The sequence below is a fragment of the Terriglobus sp. TAA 43 genome, from assembly GCF_000800015.1.
Classification (GTDB): domain Bacteria; phylum Acidobacteriota; class Terriglobia; order Terriglobales; family Acidobacteriaceae; genus Terriglobus.
This window is the reverse complement of sequence record NZ_JUGR01000001.1, coordinates 517,907-538,573: the sequence shown is the minus strand read 5'-3', so window position 1 is coordinate 538,573 and position 20,667 is coordinate 517,907. Positions and strand designations below refer to the sequence as shown.

General features: G+C 56.2%; 14 protein-coding genes. 12 read left to right on the top strand and 2 right to left on the bottom strand.

Annotated features, from left to right (window positions below):
* Positions 1-25: 25 nt before the first annotated feature.
* On the bottom strand, positions 26-292 hold the full coding sequence (locus M504_RS02155) for a hypothetical protein (RefSeq protein WP_047487420.1): 267 nt from the start codon (positions 290-292) through the stop codon (positions 26-28).
* A 164-nt stretch (positions 293-456) separates the two neighbouring features.
* Between M504_RS02155 and M504_RS02150 the strand changes: the two genes are divergently transcribed.
* Positions 457-1,704 carry a glycoside hydrolase family 105 protein gene (locus M504_RS02150; RefSeq protein WP_047487418.1) on the top strand — a complete coding sequence of 416 codons (1,248 nt, stop codon included), beginning with the start codon at positions 457-459 and terminating at the stop codon, positions 1,702-1,704.
* 31 nt (positions 1,705-1,735) lie between these two features.
* On the opposite strand, the gene kduI is transcribed toward M504_RS02150, so the two are convergent.
* Complete coding sequence (gene kduI / locus M504_RS02145; protein WP_232296124.1) at positions 1,736-2,617, bottom strand: 5-dehydro-4-deoxy-D-glucuronate isomerase; 882 nt, start codon at positions 2,615-2,617, stop codon at positions 1,736-1,738.
* Between kduI and M504_RS02140 the strand changes: the two genes are divergently transcribed.
* The 11 genes from M504_RS02140 (at position 2,616) to M504_RS02090 (ending at position 20,665) form a co-directional block, all read left to right on the top strand.
* Entirely contained in the window at positions 2,616-3,134 is a 519-nt protein-coding gene (locus tag M504_RS02140; RefSeq protein ID WP_232296123.1) for a cupin domain-containing protein, read from the top strand. The two genes, kduI and M504_RS02140, sit on opposite strands and share 2 nt — an antisense overlap.
* 64 nt (positions 3,135-3,198) lie before the next feature.
* Positions 3,199-3,969 (top strand): glucose 1-dehydrogenase, encoded by a 771-nt coding sequence (locus M504_RS02135; RefSeq protein WP_047487416.1) that lies wholly within the window; start codon positions 3,199-3,201, stop codon positions 3,967-3,969.
* A complete protein-coding gene (locus M504_RS02130; RefSeq protein ID WP_198137507.1) occupies positions 3,966-4,787 on the top strand; it encodes a VOC family protein in 822 nt (273 codons plus the stop codon). The genes M504_RS02135 and M504_RS02130 overlap by 4 nt, the downstream gene beginning before the upstream one ends.
* A 108-nt stretch (positions 4,788-4,895) precedes the next feature.
* Positions 4,896-6,275: a glycoside hydrolase family 28 protein gene (locus M504_RS02125; protein WP_232296122.1), complete on the top strand. Its 1,380-nt coding sequence runs from the start codon at positions 4,896-4,898 to the stop codon at positions 6,273-6,275.
* Positions 6,276-6,282: 7 nt separating this feature from the next.
* The gene (locus M504_RS02120) at positions 6,283-7,791 is read left to right on the top strand and encodes a GDSL-type esterase/lipase family protein (protein WP_047487412.1); all 1,509 of its coding nucleotides are present in this window, start codon (positions 6,283-6,285) and stop codon (positions 7,789-7,791) included.
* A 33-nt stretch (positions 7,792-7,824) separates the two neighbouring features.
* On the top strand, positions 7,825-8,880 hold the full coding sequence (locus M504_RS02115; protein WP_156993432.1) for a pectinesterase family protein: 1,056 nt from the start codon (positions 7,825-7,827) through the stop codon (positions 8,878-8,880).
* A 299-nt stretch (positions 8,881-9,179) separates the two neighbouring features.
* Complete coding sequence (locus M504_RS02110) at positions 9,180-12,929, top strand: TonB-dependent receptor (protein WP_047487410.1); 3,750 nt, start codon at positions 9,180-9,182, stop codon at positions 12,927-12,929.
* A 102-nt stretch (positions 12,930-13,031) separates the two neighbouring features.
* Complete coding sequence (locus M504_RS02105; protein ID WP_052200231.1) at positions 13,032-14,378, top strand: S9 family peptidase; 1,347 nt, start codon at positions 13,032-13,034, stop codon at positions 14,376-14,378.
* 130 nt (positions 14,379-14,508) lie between these two features.
* On the top strand, positions 14,509-15,579 hold the full coding sequence (locus M504_RS02100) for a LacI family DNA-binding transcriptional regulator (RefSeq protein ID WP_047487408.1): 1,071 nt from the start codon (positions 14,509-14,511) through the stop codon (positions 15,577-15,579).
* Between the two features lie 21 nt (positions 15,580-15,600).
* Positions 15,601-18,090 carry a glycoside hydrolase N-terminal domain-containing protein gene (locus M504_RS02095; protein ID WP_052200228.1) on the top strand — a complete coding sequence of 830 codons (2,490 nt, stop codon included), beginning with the start codon at positions 15,601-15,603 and terminating at the stop codon, positions 18,088-18,090.
* Between the two features lie 193 nt (positions 18,091-18,283).
* Entirely contained in the window at positions 18,284-20,665 is a 2,382-nt protein-coding gene (locus M504_RS02090) for a phosphoketolase (protein WP_047487401.1), read from the top strand.
* Positions 20,666-20,667 lie beyond the last annotated feature (2 nt).

The window sequence follows — 20,667 nt, the reverse complement described above, 5'->3', positions numbered from 1 at the left end:
CGCCGTCGCTGTTTCTTGCATGTTTTTAAGCCTGAACGACTGCCGGATCGTCAATTTCCAGTGGCTCTTCCGGCGATGGCGGATCGACCAGCATGACACCAGCGCGGCGCACAAGCTGGCGCACGGCGGGTTCGGTCAGACGTGTTGCGTCGTACTCAAGTCCAATCGTCTTGGCGCGTTCGTCCAGAGTGACACGGCGGATGCCGTAAACCTCGCGAATGCGCGCAATGGCCAGAACGGAGCGTTCGGTCGGTTGGATCTCGTAGTGGTAGAGCACGTCAACGGTAGTCATCTCAAGGGGAAGAATATCAGGCGACGTGCCCCTTCGTGGAAGATTGCGGAATGCCGAATCTGACGGACGTGTATTCCATGCCGTAGTATTTGGGCGTAGGAATACTAAAAACGTTTTTCTCCACGCAAGACAACGGGTGAAAACGCTATCCCAGAAGAGGTTCCATGTCGGTTCGAGTCATCGGTGTTCGGTTAGCTTTGGCTGCGGTAGTGTTATCGGCGGTTGCGCCAGTGCATGGACAGGCTTTGGATTCAGTCGCTCAAAAAGCTGCCACGCAAGGCGCAGCGATGGCACGCACCGTGGAACAGAATTGGTCCGCAGGTGTCATCACCACTCAGGCTCGGCCGGGCGCATGGGCTTATGAAGTTGGCACATTGCTGGACGGTATGACAGCGCAGTCACGAGCAGCAGATGATGCGAATGCATTTGCGTATGTGCGCGCAACAGTCGACCGCTGGGTGGACAAAGACGGCAATGTGACGACAGAGCTTGGCAAGGCTTTCAACCCGGAACTACATACGCTCGATAATTTGGAGCCCGGTCGCGCTGTACTCGCGGTGTATGAGAAAACCAACGATCAACGATATGCGAAAGCAGCGAAGCTGATTTTCAATCAGTTTCAGACGATGCCGCGCAATTCCGCGGGTGGCTACTGGCACAAACAGATCTATCCGAATCAGATGTGGCTGGACGGCGCTTACATGGGTGAGCCATTTCGCGCGGGGTATGCGAAGACTTTTCATGTTGCAGACGAGTTCGACGATATTGCCAAGCAGCTTCTGCTGATGGACGAACACATGCGCGATCCAAAGACAGGATTGCTGCGCCACGGATGGGATGCGAGCAAAGAGCAGCCGTGGGCGGATAAGACGACGGGGCTTTCACAGGAAGTGTGGGCGCGCGCATTGGGTTGGTATGCAATGGCGCTGGTCGATACCATTCCGTCGTTTCCCGCGAACCATCCACAACGCGCGAAGTTGATTGCCGTGTTGCAACATGTTGCCGAGGGCGCTGCGAAGTATCAGGATGCAAAGAGCGGCACATGGTGGGATGTGATGGACAAAGGCGGACAGCCTGGCAATTTCCGTGAAGCATCTGCAAGCGCGATGTTCACATACGCATTAGCAAAAGGCGTGCGACTGGGTTATCTGCCAGATAAATATCGCGCGAATGCAGTCAAGGGCTGGCTCGGCATCGAGAAGGAATTCATCACCACGGACAGCAGCGGCAAGGTCACGCTGCATGGAACTGTGAAGGTCAGCGGCTTGGGCGGCAAGCCCTATCGCGCAGGCGATTACAACTACTACGTTCATGAAGCCGTAGGTGACAACGACGCGAAGGGCGTCGGCGCGTATCTTCTGGCTACGAGCGAGATACAACAACTCGCAAAGAAGACGGCCCGCACGAAGTAGGTGCGGACCGTCTTCAGATTCGTTAGTGTGCTTACTTCAGGTCGGCGATGCTGACACCGTCCATGTCGTCGTAGGCTTGATTCTCGCCGCCCATGCCCCAGCAGAAACCGTAGGCGCTGGTGCCCGCGCCCGCATGGATGCTCCATCCTGGTGAAACGGCGACTTCGCGATTCGCAACGACGAGATGGCGGGTCTCCTGCGGCGGCCCCATCAGATGCAACACGCGGTGCGCAGGATCGACGTCGAAGTACATGTACACCTCAGAGCGGCGCATGTGCGTGTGCGGAGGCATGGTGTTCAGGTTTGATCCTGCATCCAGCAACGTGAAACCCATCACAAGCTGACAGGAACGAATGCCGTCGCGATAAATAGCTTTGTAAATCGTGCGCTTATTGCACGTTTCCACGGTGCCAAGCTGCAATCCTTGCAGGTCTTTGAATGCAACAGATTTTGTAGGATAGTCCGCGTGTGCGGGATAGCTCAGCAGGTAAAACGCTGCGGGTGCATCAGCGTTTTCACTGTCAAACGTGACAACCTTGCTGCCGCGCCCGACGTAGAGGCAGCTAAGTTTCTCCATGGGATAACGCTCGCCATCCACGGTGATGGTGCCAGTGCCGCCGACATTCAGCACACCAAGTTCGCGACGCTCGCAGAAGAACTCTGCGCGCAATTCTGGTTGTGTTTCAAGATGAAGCGGAGTCGCCGTAGGAACAGCAGAGCCAATAACGGTGCGGTCCAGATCAACGTAGACCAGATCGATTGCACCTGCGGTGAAGAGGTTTTCCAGCAGGAAGGTCTCGCGCAATTCTGCAGTGGTCATGCGGGGAAAGCGCACCGGATCGGACATTTGAAGCAGCTTCATGTGTGCAGTATAGCGAGCCGCAATGATGTAGCCGCAAGTGCAAACGCACATGTATGCTTCACACACCATGGCTATGACATCGACTCGCCGCAGTTTTCTTTCGTCTGCATCGCTGACCGCATTGGCTCTTCCTTTGATGGAGACACAGGCGCAGGCTATCCCGCACCCCGAGCCGTTTCAGGTGTTCTCGAACGAGAAACTGGAGGCATCCAAGAAGACTCTGAATGCCAGTCCCGGCAACGACAACCTGTTTAAAGGATCTGCTGGACTGACCATGGCGATGACCGTGGAAGAGAAGAAGGCTGCGAAAGAATTTGAGTGGCACGAAGGTCGCGACCATATCCTCCAGGTGTTGGAAGGCTCCACGGTTTATGAACTCGGCGGAACTCCGAAAGATGGCCGTAATGTGAAGCCAGGAGAATGGCTTGCACCATCGGCGGACGGAGCCACTCGTGTCGAGTTGAAGAAAGGCGATGTTCTGGTGATCCCTCGTGGGACGCTCCACAAGCGAACAACCGCCGATAAAGTAACGTTCTACCTGATCTCGTCTGAGGGAAGTGTCCGATAACTCCGCCCTTCATCGAAACGTATTTGCAGATCGTGGCATACGGCGCATAAAGTGACATGCAGATATGTCGACTTCAGCTTCTTCGCTCGATCTGTTTCGGTTGGATGGAAAGGTCGCTCTGGTGACTGGCGCGGCCAGCGGTCTTGGTGCTGCCATTGCCGTGGGCCTTGCCCAGGCCGGTGCGTCCGTCGCAGTGCATGGAAACCGCCGTCCAGCAGATGAAACTGCGGCTGCCATTGGCGGTTTTGCCGCCGCGTTTCAGGCAGATCTGGCCGAAACAGAAGGCGCACGCACCCTCTTTGACCAGGCGAAGGCGAAGTTCGGCCGCGTTGACATCCTCATCAATAACGCTGGAATGATCCATCGTAATGAAGCGGAGAGCGTGCTGCTGGAGGACTGGCAGCGCGTGTTGCAGGTGAACCTGACGAGCGTGTTCCAGCTTTCGCAGCTCGTGGGTCGCGATCTGATCAGCCGCAACGCACCGGGCAAGATTGTGAACATCGCGTCGCTCTTGAGCTTTCAGGGCGGCATCCGCGTGCCTGCCTATGCTGCGTCGAAGGGCGGTGTGGCTCAGTTGACCAAGGCATTGGCGAACGAATGGGCTGTGAAGCAAATTCAGGTGAATGCGATCGCTCCTGGCTATTTCGCAACGACGAATACCGAAGCATTGCAAGCCGACGAAACCCGCAATCGGCAGATCCTGGAACGCATTCCTGCTGGTCGCTGGGGGCAGCCTTCGGATCTGGTGGGTGCGACGCTCTTTCTGTCGTCGGCAGCAAGCGACTACGTCACCGGAACCGTCCTGACCGTGGACGGGGGATGGATGGCGCGATGAACAAGAACATTGCTGGCTTGGCCCTTTGGTCCGCGATGCTGCTGCCGGCACTCCATGCGCAAGTAGAGTCGCCCAGTGCAGCGCAGAAGCCCGCGATCGTCGGCATTGCGCATGTGGCGATTCGTGTGGCCGACTTGCAGGCATCCCGCGCGTTCTACGAGAAACTTGGCTTCGCGCAACCGTTTGAAATTACCAAGGACGGCAAGGTTACAGAAGCGTTCATCAAGCTGAATGACCGCCAGTATCTGGAACTATATCCAGCAGACGCAGGGCAGACGGCGGCGTTTCTGCATGTGTGCTTTGAGGCGGTGAATCTGCCGGGTCTGTATCCGATTTACACCGCGAATGGTGTGGTTGCGCCGCCTGTACGCAAGGCTGGGGCAGGGAACATGCTGCTGGCGTGGAAGGGGCCGGAAGGGCAAACCGAAGAGATCACGGAATACCTTCCGGGTTCGAAACACAGCAACGATTTTGGCCAGCACCTGGACGGGGACCGCATCGCAACACATCTCGCTGCGGCAGTGGTTCCCATGAAGGATCCAGCAGCTACGGCGGAGTATTTCATCCAGAAAATGAACTTCGTGGACGGAGGCGTGCGCGAGGGCGCGCACGTCACGTCTCCTGCCGGTGGCAAGGACGGCTCATTCGCTTTTCTGTCTCAGAGTTCGCCGGAGAAGCTTGTGCTGGTCTTCACCGGCGTCAAAGAGAAAGAAACGTTGCGAAAACTACAAAAACAAGGCCTTCCGGCCACTGTAGAGCATCATCGCGTTCTGGCTCGTGATCCGGACGGGAATTTGCTGGTGTTCACCTCGCATTAGGCCGCGCCACGTCAGAATACGAAACGTTTCGATATTCGTTGACGACAGTGAATATGGGCTCCTATAGTTGCGGTGCATCGCTCGAATCCGCACCAGACTGGAATCCGCTTGAAACGCTATGCAGTCGCAGTACTTCTGTTTGCTCCACCGCTTCTCCTCCACGCACAGGACACCCGGCACGTCATTGAGCCGGTGATCCCTCCCGCATGCACGGTGTTGAAGGCGCAACTCCATGCGACCAGCAACGCATTGGGGGAGGAGGACGAAAAGAAACTGGACTCCGAGCGTATCCAGAAGGCCATGGATCATTGCGGCGAAGGCAAGGCGGTGGTCCTCAAATCGGATGGCGTCTCCAACGCTTTTCTCAGCGGGCCGCTGGAATTACGCAATGGCGTGACACTGATGATTGATAAAGGCGTAACGCTGTACGCATCGCGGGATCCTCGGCTCTTTGATGCAACGCCAGATACCTGCGGCATTACAGGGCCACAGGCGAAGAACTGCCTCGCGTTAATCAACGTGCGCGACGTGAAGAACGCCGCTGTCATGGGTGATGGTGTGATTGATGGACGCGGCGACAAACAGATCCTGGGCAAAACTTTCACGTGGTGGCAGCAGTCACGAGCCATGGAACCGACGAACACGAAATACTCCGCGCCAAGGCTGATCGTCGCGAACCACGCGGATGGATTGATCCTGTATCGCATTCGCCTCCACAACTCGCCCAACTTTCATGTGACGGTGAGCAATACCAACGGCTTCACAGCGTGGGGCGTTCATCTGCTGACACCAACCGTGCGCGGTACAGACGCACGCAATACCGACGGCATTGATCCTGGTTCCTCAGAGAACGTGACCGTAGCCAAAAGCTGGATTGATAACGGCGACGACAACATCGCAATCAAGGCCAGCGTGCACCACATGAGCGTGTTAGATAACCACTTCTACAGCGGTCACGGTATGTCGATGGGGTCCGAGGCCCGCGATGAATCGGACATCTACGTAGACACGCTGACGTTGGACCACACGACCAGTGGCATTCGCATTAAGAGCAACGTGCAGCGCGGCGGAATCGTGCGCGGTGTGAGCTACCGCAACGTGTGCATGCGTAATGTCGCGATGCCGATTTCCATTTCTCCGTTCTACACCGGACAAACAACCGATGGCATTGAAGACACCGGCCTGAAAGGCGATATGACACCCGATTACAAGGGCATCCACATCGAAGATGTGCTTAGTATCACTCCGGGTATCGTGCAGGTCGCAGGACTGAACAAAGACCACATCAGTGAAGTCACGCTGAACGGCGTGGAAGTGCGCGGCATTCAGCCTGCGCAGATGCGGGCTCGGTTTGCTGCCTTCACTTACGGACCGAAGGGCGCGAATATTAGCTTCTCAGGCGAGGGCGTAACGAGCAACCCAGCCACGCCGCCTGCAGTGAAGCCCACTCTTTCTTGCGATGGCAAGTTTGTTCCGTATGAGGATTAACACAACCATGTCTTGGCATAAGGTTTCATTTTCTGTCGCGCTTCTCGTCGCAAGCACCATGAGTGCGTTCGGACAGGAAGCGCACGTCGGCAATAATCCTGCGCAACGTAAGGCAGGAACTTCTGTGCGTATTGATCTGATCGGAGACTCAACGCAGACGGACAATGCGGGATATGGCCGTGGCTTCTGCGCGAATCTGTCTCCGCAGGTCGATTGCCTCAACATGGCCAAGGGCGGTGCAAGCACCAAGACGTATCGCGAACTTGGGCTGTGGGATCGCGCGCTCGCCACGAAGCCGGATTACATGTTGATTCAGTTCGGCCACAACGACATGGAATCGGCTGAACATAACGATCGTCAGGTTCCAATCGCTGTATACGAGCAGAACCTACGAAAGTTTGTGACCGAGGCGCGAAACCACGGCATCAAGCCGGTACTGGTGACGCCGTTAACACGCCGCTACTTTCAAGCGGACGGAAAGATCCATAGCGATCTTCTGAAGCACGCAGCAGTGATGAAACAGGTCGCTGCCAACATGCATGTGGCATTGATTGATCTGCAGAGCGAAAGCATTGCGTATCTGGACAGCATCGGCGAGGTTGCCGGCACCAAGCTTGGGATCACGAAAAAAGACGGACAGGGAAGAACGATCGCTGACAAGACACACCTGAACTGGCAGGGGAGCTATGTCTTCGGTCGAATGGTCGCAATGGATCTTGGAAGCGCCGTGCCCGCATTGAAGAAGTTTGTGCTTGCACAGGCCGCAACCCTACCTGCAGAAGGGCAGCTTGCCATGCGTGTGATCCAGCAGGCACCGTTCAAGATTGTTCTTGCGGGTGACTCCACGGTTGCTACAGAAGGCGGCTGGGGGCCTGGATTCTGCGCCACACTAACCTCCAACGTCTCGTGCGTTGATGTGGCCATGAATGGTCGCAGCACGAAGAGCTATATCGACGAGGGCCTGTGGCAAAAAGCACTGGACGAGAAAGGGAACTACTACTTCATCCAGTTCGGCCACAACGATCAGAAACCCGATCCGAAACGTCATGCGGATGCAGACGGACTCTACGCGGAGAATCTGCGTCGCTTCATTCACGATGTTCGCGCGATGGGTGCGATTCCTGTTTTAGTGACACCCCTGTCTCGTCGCAACTACAAGGATGGCGCACTGGTGAAGGATGGTCTGGAAGACTATGCGGCTTCCGTTCGTAAAGTGGGTGCCGAGGAGAAGGTGACGGTCGTTGATTTGTTCAGCGTGTCGCAAAAGTATCTCAGTGGCATCACGCAGCAGCAGGCCGATACCTTTGACATGGTTGGTCATCCAGATGAGAAGGCGGAAAATGCAGGCGCCGCCAAGCCCGATCGCACACACCTGAATGACAAAGGTAAGGCTATCTTTGGGCGCATGGTTGCCGACAATGTAATCCGCGTACAGGTGGAACTGGGACCCAATGTCAATGGACTTCCAGACGGCGCGCTGGCCGTGTTGCAGGCTGCTCCCACCGACGGGCACTAATACTTACTGCTCCATCTTCGAAAAGGATTGACCGTGCGCCGAATTCCTCTTGCTTTGCTTGCTGCTCTTACTTGCGTGACGACCTGCCCTGCGCAGTCGTTGAAACATGTCACCGTAGCGCGTGATGGGAAGTCAGACTTCCATACGCTGCAGGAGGCGATCGATCATGCGCCCACCGATGGCGAAGAGATTCGCATCGCTCCGGGCACCTATCGCGAGAAGATTCATATCAGCACGCCAAACATCCATTTGATCGGCACCGGGAAGCAGCCACAGGATGTCGTGTTGAGCTGGAATGATTCTGCGAAGAGCGCAGGCGGCACAGGAAAGAGCGGTAGTGTCAGTGTCGACGCAGATGGGTTCATGGCAGAGAACCTGACCATCGAGAACACCTGGGAGCTGGAGCACACGCGAACCGAGGAGGGCTCGCAGGCCGTCGCGCTGTTGATGAGCAGTGATCGCGCCGTGCTGGACAACGTGCGACTGATTGCGGCGCAGGACACACTCTACGCTAATAGCCGTACGTGTCACGACAATCTGCCGAAGGACGGGAGCCCACCTTCTCCGGGACGCGCGGCATGCCAGGCATCAAGGCAATACTTCCGCAACTGCTATATCGAAGGCCACGTGGACTTCATCTTTGGCGACGCGAAGGCTGTCTTCGATCACTGCGAACTGCACGCGAGGCACAATAGCAATGTGATGTTCACGGCGCAGAGCCGTCAGTTCCCTGAAGAAGATTCGGGATACTACTTCCTGCATTGCCGCATCACCGGCGATTCGCAACCCGCCGAAAAGCTTGTGCTGGGAAGGCCGTGGCGCACGTACTCGACGGTGCTCTTCTACGACACGGAGATTCAACCGATGTTAGCCGCCGATGGTTGGTCAGAGTGGGGCGGCAAACTGAAGACCAGCACCTATCGCGAATACCTTTCGCACGGCCCCGGAGTGAACGGAGAACATCGGATCGTGTCCTATCCTCCGTTGTCTCCGGAAGAAGAAGGGCGCCTTACTGCTAATGCTCTCTTGGCTGGCGAAGACGGTTGGAACCCTGTGGCCGCGGCCGACAGCTTGCGTCACCGCAGGTAAGGGCAACCTTGCGAGCACCCGTAAAGCGAAGAAAAAGGGTATGTGATTCGATTCAAATCGAAACGATTCAAGAGTGCAAAATATTCGCCAATACGGGGAAATTGCCCGAATAGTCCCAAAGCGTTTCGCTGTTTTCTCGGACATTTTGCAAAACCGTGAAAATTGGTTGACGACGCTATGCATTGGCCGCTAGTATTCGCCCGTTCTCGTTAAAAACCGAGATTATGTTCTACCAGCATGCAAAGGGAGCTAGCTGGCAGTAATAATAAAAACCTTTCGATCCACTCCAGGAGTACCCAATGACGTTTCGCAACCCACTATCCCGCATGACGCTTGGAGCAGGTCTTCTGCAGCCAATGCGCATTGCGGCGCCACTCGCCTTGGTGGCCACCATGACTCTCACAGCGGGAGCGCAGCTTGCCGGCAAGGGCGCCATCAATGGCCGTGTCGTGGACAACACTGGCGCCGCCATCCCTGATGCGACAGTCACCATCAAGGACAACGCAACAAACAAGCTGCAGAGTCTGAAGTCGAGCGGTTCGGGTGAGTACAGCTTCTCCCTTGACCCCGGCAAGTACACGATCACAGTCGCCCACGATGGCTTCAAGTCCGTGACGCAGGAGAATGTGAACGTCAATGCATTGCAGACGTTCTCCGTCGATCTGACACTGCCCACCGGTGAGACAACGGAATCGGTTACGGTCGTCGACACGCCGCCGACCCTCGAAACCTCCAATGCCACGTTGGGTGTCACCATCGAGCAGGAGCAGTACTCTGCGCTGCCGCTGATTCAGGATGGCGGCGGCCAGCGTCGTGCGACCGACTTCGCGGCTCTCCTGCCGGGCGTGAACTCCCAGACCACCAACGGCAACCAGACGACGAACGCGGGGTCGGTCAACGGTAGCGGTAGCCGTGGTGCGGTTTCGGCGATCTACATCAACGGCGTGCCCATCACCTCGGTAGCTGGTGAAGGCGACCCGCGCTTTGTATGGACGTCTATGGCCGTGGACGCAATCGAGCAGTTCCAGGTGCAGACCGTCGGCTATTCGGCAATCTACGAAGGCCAGGGCGTACAAAACTACGTGGTGAAGCGCGGTACCAACAACATCCACGGCGCTGTGTACGACTACTTCCGTGACACCGGCCTGGATACCTGGGGATTCCAGCAGACAATCAACCCTGTGACGGGCCGCGCGCAGAAGCCAACCGAACATCAGCACGAATATGGCTTGTTCGCAGGTTTGCCCATCATCAAAGACAAGCTGTTTGTCTTTGGTGGGTACGAAGGCTATCGCTTCTCGCGCCAGGTGCCATTCCAGCTTCAGACGATCCCCACCGCTCGCATGCGTCAGGGTGATTTTGGCGAGTTCGTCACGAATCCCGCGAGCTGCGGCACTGCCCCCACTACGCAGGCCGTTGCGGGTTGCATCTACGATCCAGACAGCACAAGGCTTGTGACGATCAACGTGAACGGTAAGGCGACGCAGGCCTATCAACGTACGCCGTTTGCCAATAACATCATTCCGGGTTCGCGCCTGTCTCCAGTGGCGCAGCGCATGCAGTCCTATCTGCCAGCGCCGACCAACGGCAACGTAAACAACAACTACCTGGTCAACTACAAGACTGGCCTCAACAACTGGACCACCACAAATCGCGTTGACTGGACGATCAATCAGAAGCAGGCGGCATCGGTTGTGCTGGCCTGGGGACGCCAGGCGACCACCGCGCCCGCAGCCGTGACGGTTTCTTCAACGTCAAACGGCATGCCACCGCCGTACATCTCGTCGCAGCAGTTCGCGCCAAAGACGAAGGTGTTCCTGTTCGAGCACACGTATGCCATCACCCCGCACGTCACGAACCAGTTGAAGTACGGTTTTGGTCGCTACGACGGTCCAGGCTACAACCAGGACATCGGCGGTAATTACGGCGCTGCAGCGAATGGCATCCAGGGACTTCCCGCAGGTCAGGCACAGGACTCGTTCCCGACGGTCACATTCAGCGGCAACACCAACATCAACCGCTGGGCTGGTTATTCCAGCAATCGTCCCGTCGCCAACGGTTATGTACTGCTGGACAACCTGCAGTGGGTGAAGGGAAGCCACACGTTTACCTTTGGCTACCAGATCGCCTGGATGCAGTACAACTTCCTGAACAACGCAACGGGAGTCAATCCGCTTCAGCTTACGTTTTCCAATGCGCTGACAGCGGGTTACAGCAACAACACGACCGCGCTTTCGACTTCCGGTCAGGGCTACGCCAGCTACATGCTGGGAGCGGCCAATTCGGGTGGTTTCACGTTGTCTTCAGTACCTGAAACAGGCGGTCGTTTCCGTCCGCAATCGCCCTATTTCCAGGACAACTGGAAGGTCACTTCAAAGCTCACGCTCGACTACGGTTTGCGTTGGGATTACTTCCCAACGTATCGCGAAGTGAAGAACCGCTTCGCCTACTTCGACCCGAATGCAACGAATCCGCTCACGGGATCGAAGGGCGCGCTCGCTTTCGGTGGCTATGGCAATGGGCTCTGCAACTGCAGCAGCCCCGTGCATGACTACATGAAGAACTTCGGCCCCCGCGTTGGATTTGCCTACCAGGCCGATCCCAAAACGGTGTTCCGCGGAAGCTTCAGTGTGATCTACACCCACGGCAACGCGAACGGTGGTTCGGCGACCAGCCGTCAGGGCTCTGGTTTGCAAGGCTACAGCGTGAGCCCAAGCACCACGGTTGTTCAACCGACCGCCAGCCAGACGGGAACGCAATACTGGAAGATCGACAACCCGTATCCGACCTATACCTTGCCGCCAACGCTTGATCCGGGCTTGGGTACGTCGTACACAACTGCAACGACCGCTTCCTCACAGACACCCACGTACGCTGACCCGTACTACGGTGGACGTGCACCGCAGTTCCTGAACTGGAACTTCGGCCTGCAGCGTGAGATCAGCCCGAGCACTACGTTGACCATCAGCTACGTCGGGTCGCAGGGACACTTCCTGCAGCCGGACAGCCTTAACGGTCGCGGCATTGCCAGCAACCAGCTTGATCCCAAGTACCTGGGACTGGGAACACAATTGGCGAACACGGCTACCGCTGCAAATCTGGCAACGGCAGGCGTCACAGTACCGTACGCCAGCTTCGGTGGATCGCAGAACCCCTCCATTGCTCAGGCTCTGAAGCCTTACGCGCAGTATGGCAGCATCAGCGACGCATATGGATTCGTAGGCAACACTCGCTTCCATGCGCTGCAGGTGTACATGACGAAGCGTCTGACACACGGCCTCACCTTCATGACGAACTATCAGTGGGCGAAGTCGATCGACAACAACGCAACCTTCCGTTCCGGCTACGACATTCCGGCAGCCTACGCATCGGACGGAAAGTTCCATGCCGCGCGTTCGCTGGACAAGAGCCTGTCGCTGGGCGATCAGCGTCACAAGTTCGTCGTGACCGGCGCCTACAATCTACCCTTTGGCACCGGCGCGCTGGGTGGGGGCAATGCGTTCACTCGTACGGCGTTTGGCGGTTTCAAGCTGTCGGGTATCTTCCAGGCGTTCTCTGGTGCGCCACTGTCCATTGTGATGAACTCGTGCAACACGAACCCGTCGCAGAACGTCTGCTATCCGTTCCTGAACCCAAGCTATTCGGGTAACGGACAGATTCAGGGCAGTACCCGTCCGAAGACCTCGGCCGACCTGGGAACCACGCAGTATCTGGATTCCAGTGCGTTCCTGAGCACGGCGAACACGCCGAACTATATGTTCAGCACGACGGCGCGTTCGGCCCCACTGTCGGGACTGTTCCAGCCGGGCAACTACAACCTGGACATGAGCCTTCGCCGGGCGATCGACATCCCGACCGGACGGCATGAAGGTACCAAGCTGGTGCTTGAGGCAGACTACTTCAACGTGACGAACCACACACGGTTCGTTTACAGCCAGTCAAATGCCGTTATCAGCACCTTTGGCACGTCCAGCTACGGCACCAAGGTTCGTGACACAACGGTTCCTTATATCCGCGCGCTGCAGCTTGCTGCACGTATCGAGTTCTAACTCTTAACCTCAGAAAGACAAGACCACCGATTAATATGATCGGTGGTCTTGTCTTCTTTCCTTCTACTTATGCGAATCTCATCTTGTCTCTCCGTTGCCCTATTGATTACCGTTTCCGCTTCCACAAACCTGCCGGGACAGGTTGCCGCCGGTGGCGGTGGAGAGCCTCGCCCTGACCAGTTCTTCTCGGTACAAGCGCCGTATAACAGCGGAATCTTTGTCACGCCGGGTAAAGACCTTTCCGCAGCGCAGATCAAGAAGCGCGATGATGTGTGGCGTGCGGAGATCCGCAAACAGCTCTTTGTTCCGGACAAACTTCCGGCATTACAGCCCAAAGTCTGGTCCACATTTTCTCCTGCGCCCGGTGTTCTGGCAGACCGTGTGACATATTCGACGGCCAATGGCATGCGGGTGCCCGCCATTGTGTATCGGCCTGATCCCAAGACGACGCACTGGAAGGGCAAGCTGCCCGGCGTCGTTGTGGTGAACGGGCATGGTAACGACAAGTTTGGCTGGTACGCCTTTTACAGCGGCATCCTGTTTGCCAAGGCTGGAGCCGTTGCCGTCACCTACGACCAGATTGGTGAAGGGGAGCGCAATGCGCACAAGGCCAGTCGCCAGTCTCCAGCCGAGCATGACCACGTTGTGGATCTACCCCACTGGGGACAGCGCCTCGCGGGATTGATGCAGATGGACGCAATGCAGGGAGTCAGCTATCTGCGCTCGCTTCCGGAGGTGGATTCTCAGCGTATCGGTATGGTGGGGTACTCTCTGGGTTCGTTGATCGCAGGAATTACGGGCGCAATTGATCTTCGTATTCATGCCATTGTGCTGAGCGGAGGCGGAGTCTATGACGGCCCACACGAGTATTACGACAGCAACAAGCTGCCATGCCAGACACCGCCGTATCTTTCCTTGGGTGTGCTGGGAGACCGCGGAGCCATCCTGTATGCACTGAATGCGGCTCGCGGGCCTCTCTATGTCATGAACGGCGAAAGCGACACCGTGATGAAGATGGCGGATCATCCGCAGCCGTGGTTTGATGCGGTGCGCGCACGGGCAATTGCGCTGAACGGCAATGATCGCAATATGTTCACGAACATCATGTATCCCGGCATCAGCCACCGCACCAGCTGGGTAAATCTGGATGGAATGCTTTGGCTGAACCAGCAGCTTCACTTTGCCCTGTGGGATGAAGCAGCGATTCGCGCCGCGGGTACGACCCATATCTCCACGTGGATTCGCGCCAATAACGTCGACATTGCACCCACCTACTTCCGCGAAGACCGCGAGGGCGGCCTGGATGCTGTGGGGCAGGGCTTTCCCGCAATTCCTCGCAAGGATCTGATGGTGCTGCCAGACGATGAGTGGGAACGGCAGAAGAACGTGCTGATCTACGACGCGTGGGCTGCAAAGGCCCGCGCATTGGAAGAAGGAAAGGCGCAGTAATGCAGAAGGACGTAAGTGCTACTTTTATGCGAGTTCGCGGCCCCTTTGGGGGTTGAAGAATGTATAAGTTTTACAACGCAATTCTCGGTTTCACCGTGTTATCTGCTTTGCCTTCTCAGGAGATTTGAACTTGTCCGTTACCCGAAAACCGGATGCACGTAAGAAGAGCCGCTCCGGCCGAATCAAAATTCAGGACGTCGCACGGCTGGCGCAGGTATCGCTCAGCACCGTTTCCGGCGTGCTGAACGAAAAGGACAATATTCGTCCAGAGACGCGGCAACGCGTGCTGGATGTGATTGCGCAGCTTGGCTATACGCCGAATATGTTCGCCAGCAACCTGGCGCGCCGCCGTACGAAGCTGATCGGCATTATCGTGTCCGATCTGCTCAATCCCTTCTTCGCAGAGATCGCCCGTGCTCTCGACATCGAAGCACGGAAGCATGGATATGAGACCTTCCTGACATCGACGAACTTCAACCTGGAGCAACAGGGGGAAGCGGTACGTCAGATGCTGTCGCTGCGGGTTGCCGGTATCGCCATGATGACCTCTGAGAACGATCCGGAGGCTTTTTTCCAGCTCAAAGCCAGTGGTACTCCTGCAGTTTATTTGGACAACAATCATTCCGCGCCGACCATTGGCACGGTGCGCGTCGATAAGCGTCACGGCATGTATGTAGCAGTGAAGCATCTGCTTGAGCTTGGACACAGGCGCATTCTGCTGATCAAAAATTCGCAGCGCGATTCCACTGCGCCACCGATGTTCTCGCACATGGAACGTCAGATCGGCTTTGAAGAAGCTCTGCATCAGTACAACGCTGAAGACATGGATGTTCATATCATCGACGAGCCGGGCGAACCGGCTGCCGCGGGTCTGAGCGCTGTCGAGCGCGCGTTGAAACACTATCGCTTTACTGCGGTGGTGGCCATCAACGATCTTGTGGCGCTTGGTGCATTCCGCGCGTTGCAGGCAGCAGGTCTGACGATTCCCAACGATGTTTCCGTTGTGGGATTCGACGACACGTATCTGTGCCGCTTCCTGCATCCTCCATTGACGACAGTGGCAACTCCTCGCAACGAGCTGGCTCACAGCGTTCTCGATATGCTCTTCCGCTACGTTGACGGAGAAGAGCATGTGATCGAACCAACGCTGTCGGCAAACATCGTTTTACGCGAATCGACGGCACCGCCCGCGAAAGAATAGCCCGCACCACAGAGGAACGTTATGCGCTGCATCCTTGTCCTTCCATTCCTGTTAATGGGAGGCCTATGCCTTCCAGCGCAAACACACTCTGTCGCGCCGGACGAGAGTGTGCTGTGGTACCGCCAGCCTGCTCCTATCTGGGATCACGCCTTGCCGATTGGCAACGGCCGGCTTGGTGCCATGGTGTTCGGCGGCACAAATACCGGCGCGAATAATGGCGACCTGCAGGACGCCAAGGAAAACGCCGCGTTGATGGACGGCAGTCAGACCTCGGCTGCGGATGAACATCTGCAACTGAACGAAACCAGCGTGTGGCAGGGAAGTCGTGCAGATCGACTGAATCCCAAGGGGCGAGAATCGTTTCTTGAGGCACGCAAGCTGCTGCTGGAGTCCAAGGGCACCGACGGCGAAAAGATAGCCGCTGCGGAGAAGATTGCACAGGAAGGCATGCTAGGCGTACCGATCAAGATGCCTGGCTACAGCACGCTGGGCGATCTCTATTTACGTGCGACCAACGCTCAGCCAGTCAGCGACTATCGCCGCGAGCTTGATCTGCAAACAGGCGTGGTCCGTGTCACGTACACGATGAATGGTGTGCATTACGCGCGTGAAGTATTCGCGTCGATCCCGCAACAACTCATTGTTATGAGGATATCGGCAGATAAGAAGGGGGCGATCGGCTTCCGTGCCAGCATGGATCGGCCTGAGGACTTTGCTGTTCGCACACAGGGCAACGACACCTTAGTGCTGCGCGAAGGAACAAAACACGAAGGGCAGATTCACTTTGCTAGCGAGACAAAGTTCGTAGCATACGGAGGCACTGTAAAGGCGGATGGCAAAGAGATTGTCGTATCCGGCGCAGACACCGTCACCGTACTGATTGCTGCAGCGACAGACTTCAAGGGCGGTCCGTTTGCAGGCGGTGATCCAGAGCAGCAATGCCAGCAGGCATTTCGGAAGGCAAACGATCTGACCTTCCTTGCCATGTTCGGAGCGCAGCAGGCGGTGTATCAGCCGGTCTATCGGCGGATGAAGCTGCAGTTGGGTGCGACTGATGCCGCAATCACATCGCTGCCAACCGATGAGCGCGTGAAGCGCGTTAGCGCCGGTGCTGACGATCTCGGATTGCAACAGCTTTACTTTCAGTTCGGCCGCTATCTGCTGATCAGTTCGTCGCGTCCGGATGGGCTGCCTGCAAACCTGCAAGGGCTTTGGGCCGCAGGCGTGAACAATCCGTGGGGGTCTAAGTACACCATCAACGTGAACACGGAGATGAACTACTGGCTCGCGGAGCCCGCCGGACTCTCAGATACGACGTTACCGCTGATCAATCTCATCGACATGGTGCGTACCCCATCGAGTGGAAGTGGCACCCAGGTGGCACAGAAGTATTATGGCGCTCGTGGATTTGTGATTCATCACAACACCGACCTGTGGGGTGATGCAGAACCGATTGATGGATATCAATACGGTATCTGGCCTATGGGCGGCGCGTGGCTCGCGTTACATGCGTGGGAGCATTACGCTTTCACGCTGGACAATGCATTTTTGAAGCAGCGGGCATGGCCCATCCTGCATGATGCTTCGCAGTTCTATCTGGATTACCTGACCAATGATGGTTCAGGGCATCTGGTTACCGGGCCATCGCTCTCGCCGGAGAACAAGTACAAGTTGCCAGACGGCAAGTCGCATTCGTTGGCCATGGGGCCAACCATGGACATGGAGATCATCCGTGAGCTCTTCACGCGCACGCTTGATAGCGGACGTGTCCTGCATGAAGATCCTGCGTTCCTGAAGCAGGTTGAGGATGCACGAGCGAAGCTGCTGCCATTCCAGGTGGGCAAGTTGGGGCAGTTGCAGGAATGGCCGCTGGACTACACAGAAGATGCTCCGGGACATCGCCACATTTCTCACCTATGGGCCCTATTTCCGGGAACGCAGATTTCGTTGGCGCACACACCGGAGCTTGCAAAGGCAGCACGCGTAACACTGGAACGCCGACTCGCGAATGGCGGCGGACAGACGGGATGGTCGCGCGCGTGGGTGGTCAACTATTGGGATCATCTGCATGAAGGTGAGAAGGCATACGAGAGCCTGCAGGTGTTGTTCCGGCAATCGACCTTTCCCAACCTGATGGACACACATCCACCGGGAGTCTTTCAGATTGATGGCAATCTGGGCGCAGCCAACGGAATGCTCGAAGCGATTTTGCAATCGCGCTGGACGAAAGATGGAGCGGAGTTGGAGCTGCTTCCGGCATTGCCGCGGCAATGGAGTTCCGGTGCTGTTACAGGCTTGCGCGTGCGGGGCGGTGCCAGCGTTGACATGCGTTGGAGTAATGGCAAGATCACTGCTTTGCGTATCCATGCAGACGGAGATACAAAGCTGCAACTCTTGTTACCGACAGGGAACACTGTTGCGGAAGTTACAAGTCAGGGCAGGAGAGTTGCTTTAACAGGCGGTGTCCTGTCAGTGAAGAGAAATCAATCGTACGAAGTGAAAATTCAATAAACATCAATGAAGCCTCGCAAGGGGCTTCGCTCTTTTGCATCCGACGAAACTTGCCATCGGCAGGTCGTTTGCTGCGCAACCGCACAAGGGAACGTATGCTGTTAGCAACGGATCGGCTGGTCCGTGTATGGTTCTGGCGGTGAACTATCTCCGCCCTTCGTAAACGGTCCCTTTTTCTGTGAAGGAGTTTCGAATGTCCGGTACCACCCCCAGCACTCCCCTTGAACAAGATGAACTGAGCAAGATCCATAGCTATTGGCTGGCCTGCAACTATCTTTCGGCAGGCATGATTTATCTGCGTGACAATCCGTTGCTGCGCGAACCACTCAAGCCAGAGCACATTAAGAACAGGCTGCTGGGACACTGGGGTTCTGATCCTGGACAATCGTTTGTCTGGGTTCATCTGAACCGCTTGATTCGCAAATATGACCTGGACGTGATGTATGTTTCGGGGCCAGGGCATGGCGCGCCTGCGACGCTTGCGAACAGCTATCTGGAAGGACACTACACCGAGATATATCCGGATCGCACGCTCGATGATGCGGGTATGAAGCGGTTCTTCTGCCGGTTTTCTTTCCCGGGAGGAATCGGTAGTCATTGCACGCCAGAGACGCCGGGGTCTATTCACGAGGGCGGAGAACTGGGATACAGCCTGTCGCACGCTTACGGAGCGGCGTTTGATAATCCCGAATTGATCGTCACTTGCGTCGTTGGCGACGGTGAAGCAGAGACAGGGCCGCTTGCAACATCATGGCACTCAAACAAATTCCTGAATCCTATTCGTGACGGCGCAGTACTTCCGATCCTTCATCTCAATGGATACAAGATTGCGAACCCGACGATCCTCGCGCGTATTCCGCATGAAGAATTGGAGTGGCTATTCCTCGGTTTGGGATATAAGCCTTACTTTGTCGAAGGCTCTGATCCTCTAGTGATGCACCAGGAGATGGCAGCAACGCTTGAAAAGTGCATTTTAGAGATTCGTGCGATTCAGGATGCGGCTCGTGCTGCAGGAACGTTTGAACGCCCTCGTTGGCCCATGATCGTGCTGCGCTCTCCCAAAGGATGGACAGGGCCGAAAGAAGTAAACGGCCACAAGGTGGAGGACTTCTGGCGAGCGCATCAAGTGCCCATTCTTGACCCGGTCACCAATCCGAAGAGCCTTGCGATGGTCGAAGAATGGCTTCGCAGCTATAAGCCAGAAGAGCTGTTTGACGAGACAGGCCGACTGCGCCCGGACCTACGTGCCACGGCACCGGAAGGCACTCGTCGCATCAGCGCAAACCCTCATGCAAATGGCGGCGTGCTTCGCCAGCCGCTTAACCTTCCCGACTTCCATTCCTATGCAGTGGAAGTGAAAAGACCTGGAACCGAATACATTTCCCCTACAGCCACGCTTGCAAGCTTTCTGCGCGACGTGATGAAGCAGAATATGAAGACCTTCCGCGTCTTTGGTCCGGATGAAACTGCTTCCAACAAGCTCGATGGAATTTATGCCGCATCTGAAAAAACGTGGATAGCAGAGTACAAGCCGGAAGATGCTGATGGTACTGAGATCGCGCTTGATGGCCGCGTGATGGAGATGCTCAGTGAACACACGTTGGAGGGCTGGTTCGAAGGATACGTCCTAACAGGGCGCCACGGGTTCTTCTCCACCTACGAAGCATTCGTTCACGTGATCGACTCCATGTTCAACCAGCATGCGAAGTGGTTGGAGAAATCAAAGAACGAGCTAAGCTGGCGCGCGCCCATCTCCTCCATCAACCTGCTGATTACATCGTTGGTGTGGCGACAAGATCACAATGGCTTCACGCATCAGGATCCTGGATTCCTGGATATTGTCACCAACAAGAGCCCGGATGTCGTCCGCATTTACATGCCGCCCGATGCGAACTGTCTGCTGAGTGTGGCGAATCATTGCCTTAAATCCGTTGACTACTTCAACGTGATTGTTGCCGATAAGCAACCGCATCTCACGTACCTCAGCATGGACGATGCGGCAAAGCATTGCACAAAAGGCATCGGCATATGGGATTGGGCCAGCACCGACAATGGACAGGAACCAGACATCGTTCTGGCGTGTGCCGGTGATGTTCCCACGATGGAGGCTCTTGCGGCCGCAGCAATTCTGAAAGAGAAGCTGCCAGACCTGAAGCTCCGTTTCGTCAATGTAGTCGATCTATTCCGCTTAACGCCGAATGCAGAACATCCGCATGGTTTATCAGATCGCGACTTCGATTCCTTGTTCACCAAAACCAAGCCCGTCATCTTTGCGTTTCATAGCTACGCATCGCTGATTCATAAACTCGCGTATCGCCGCACGAATCACGAGAACATTCACGTCCGTGGCTACAAAGAAAAGGGCAACATCAATACGCCACTCGAACTGGCCATCATCAACCAGATTGATCGGTTCAACCTTGCGATTGACGTGATCGATCGAGTGCCACGTTTCCGTGACACGGCTGCACACTTGAAGGACTGGCTGAAGAACGAAATCATCGAACACCTGAACTATGCCTATGCGGAAGGCATTGACAGCGAAGAGATTCGCAACTGGACATGGCCGGGTTAATG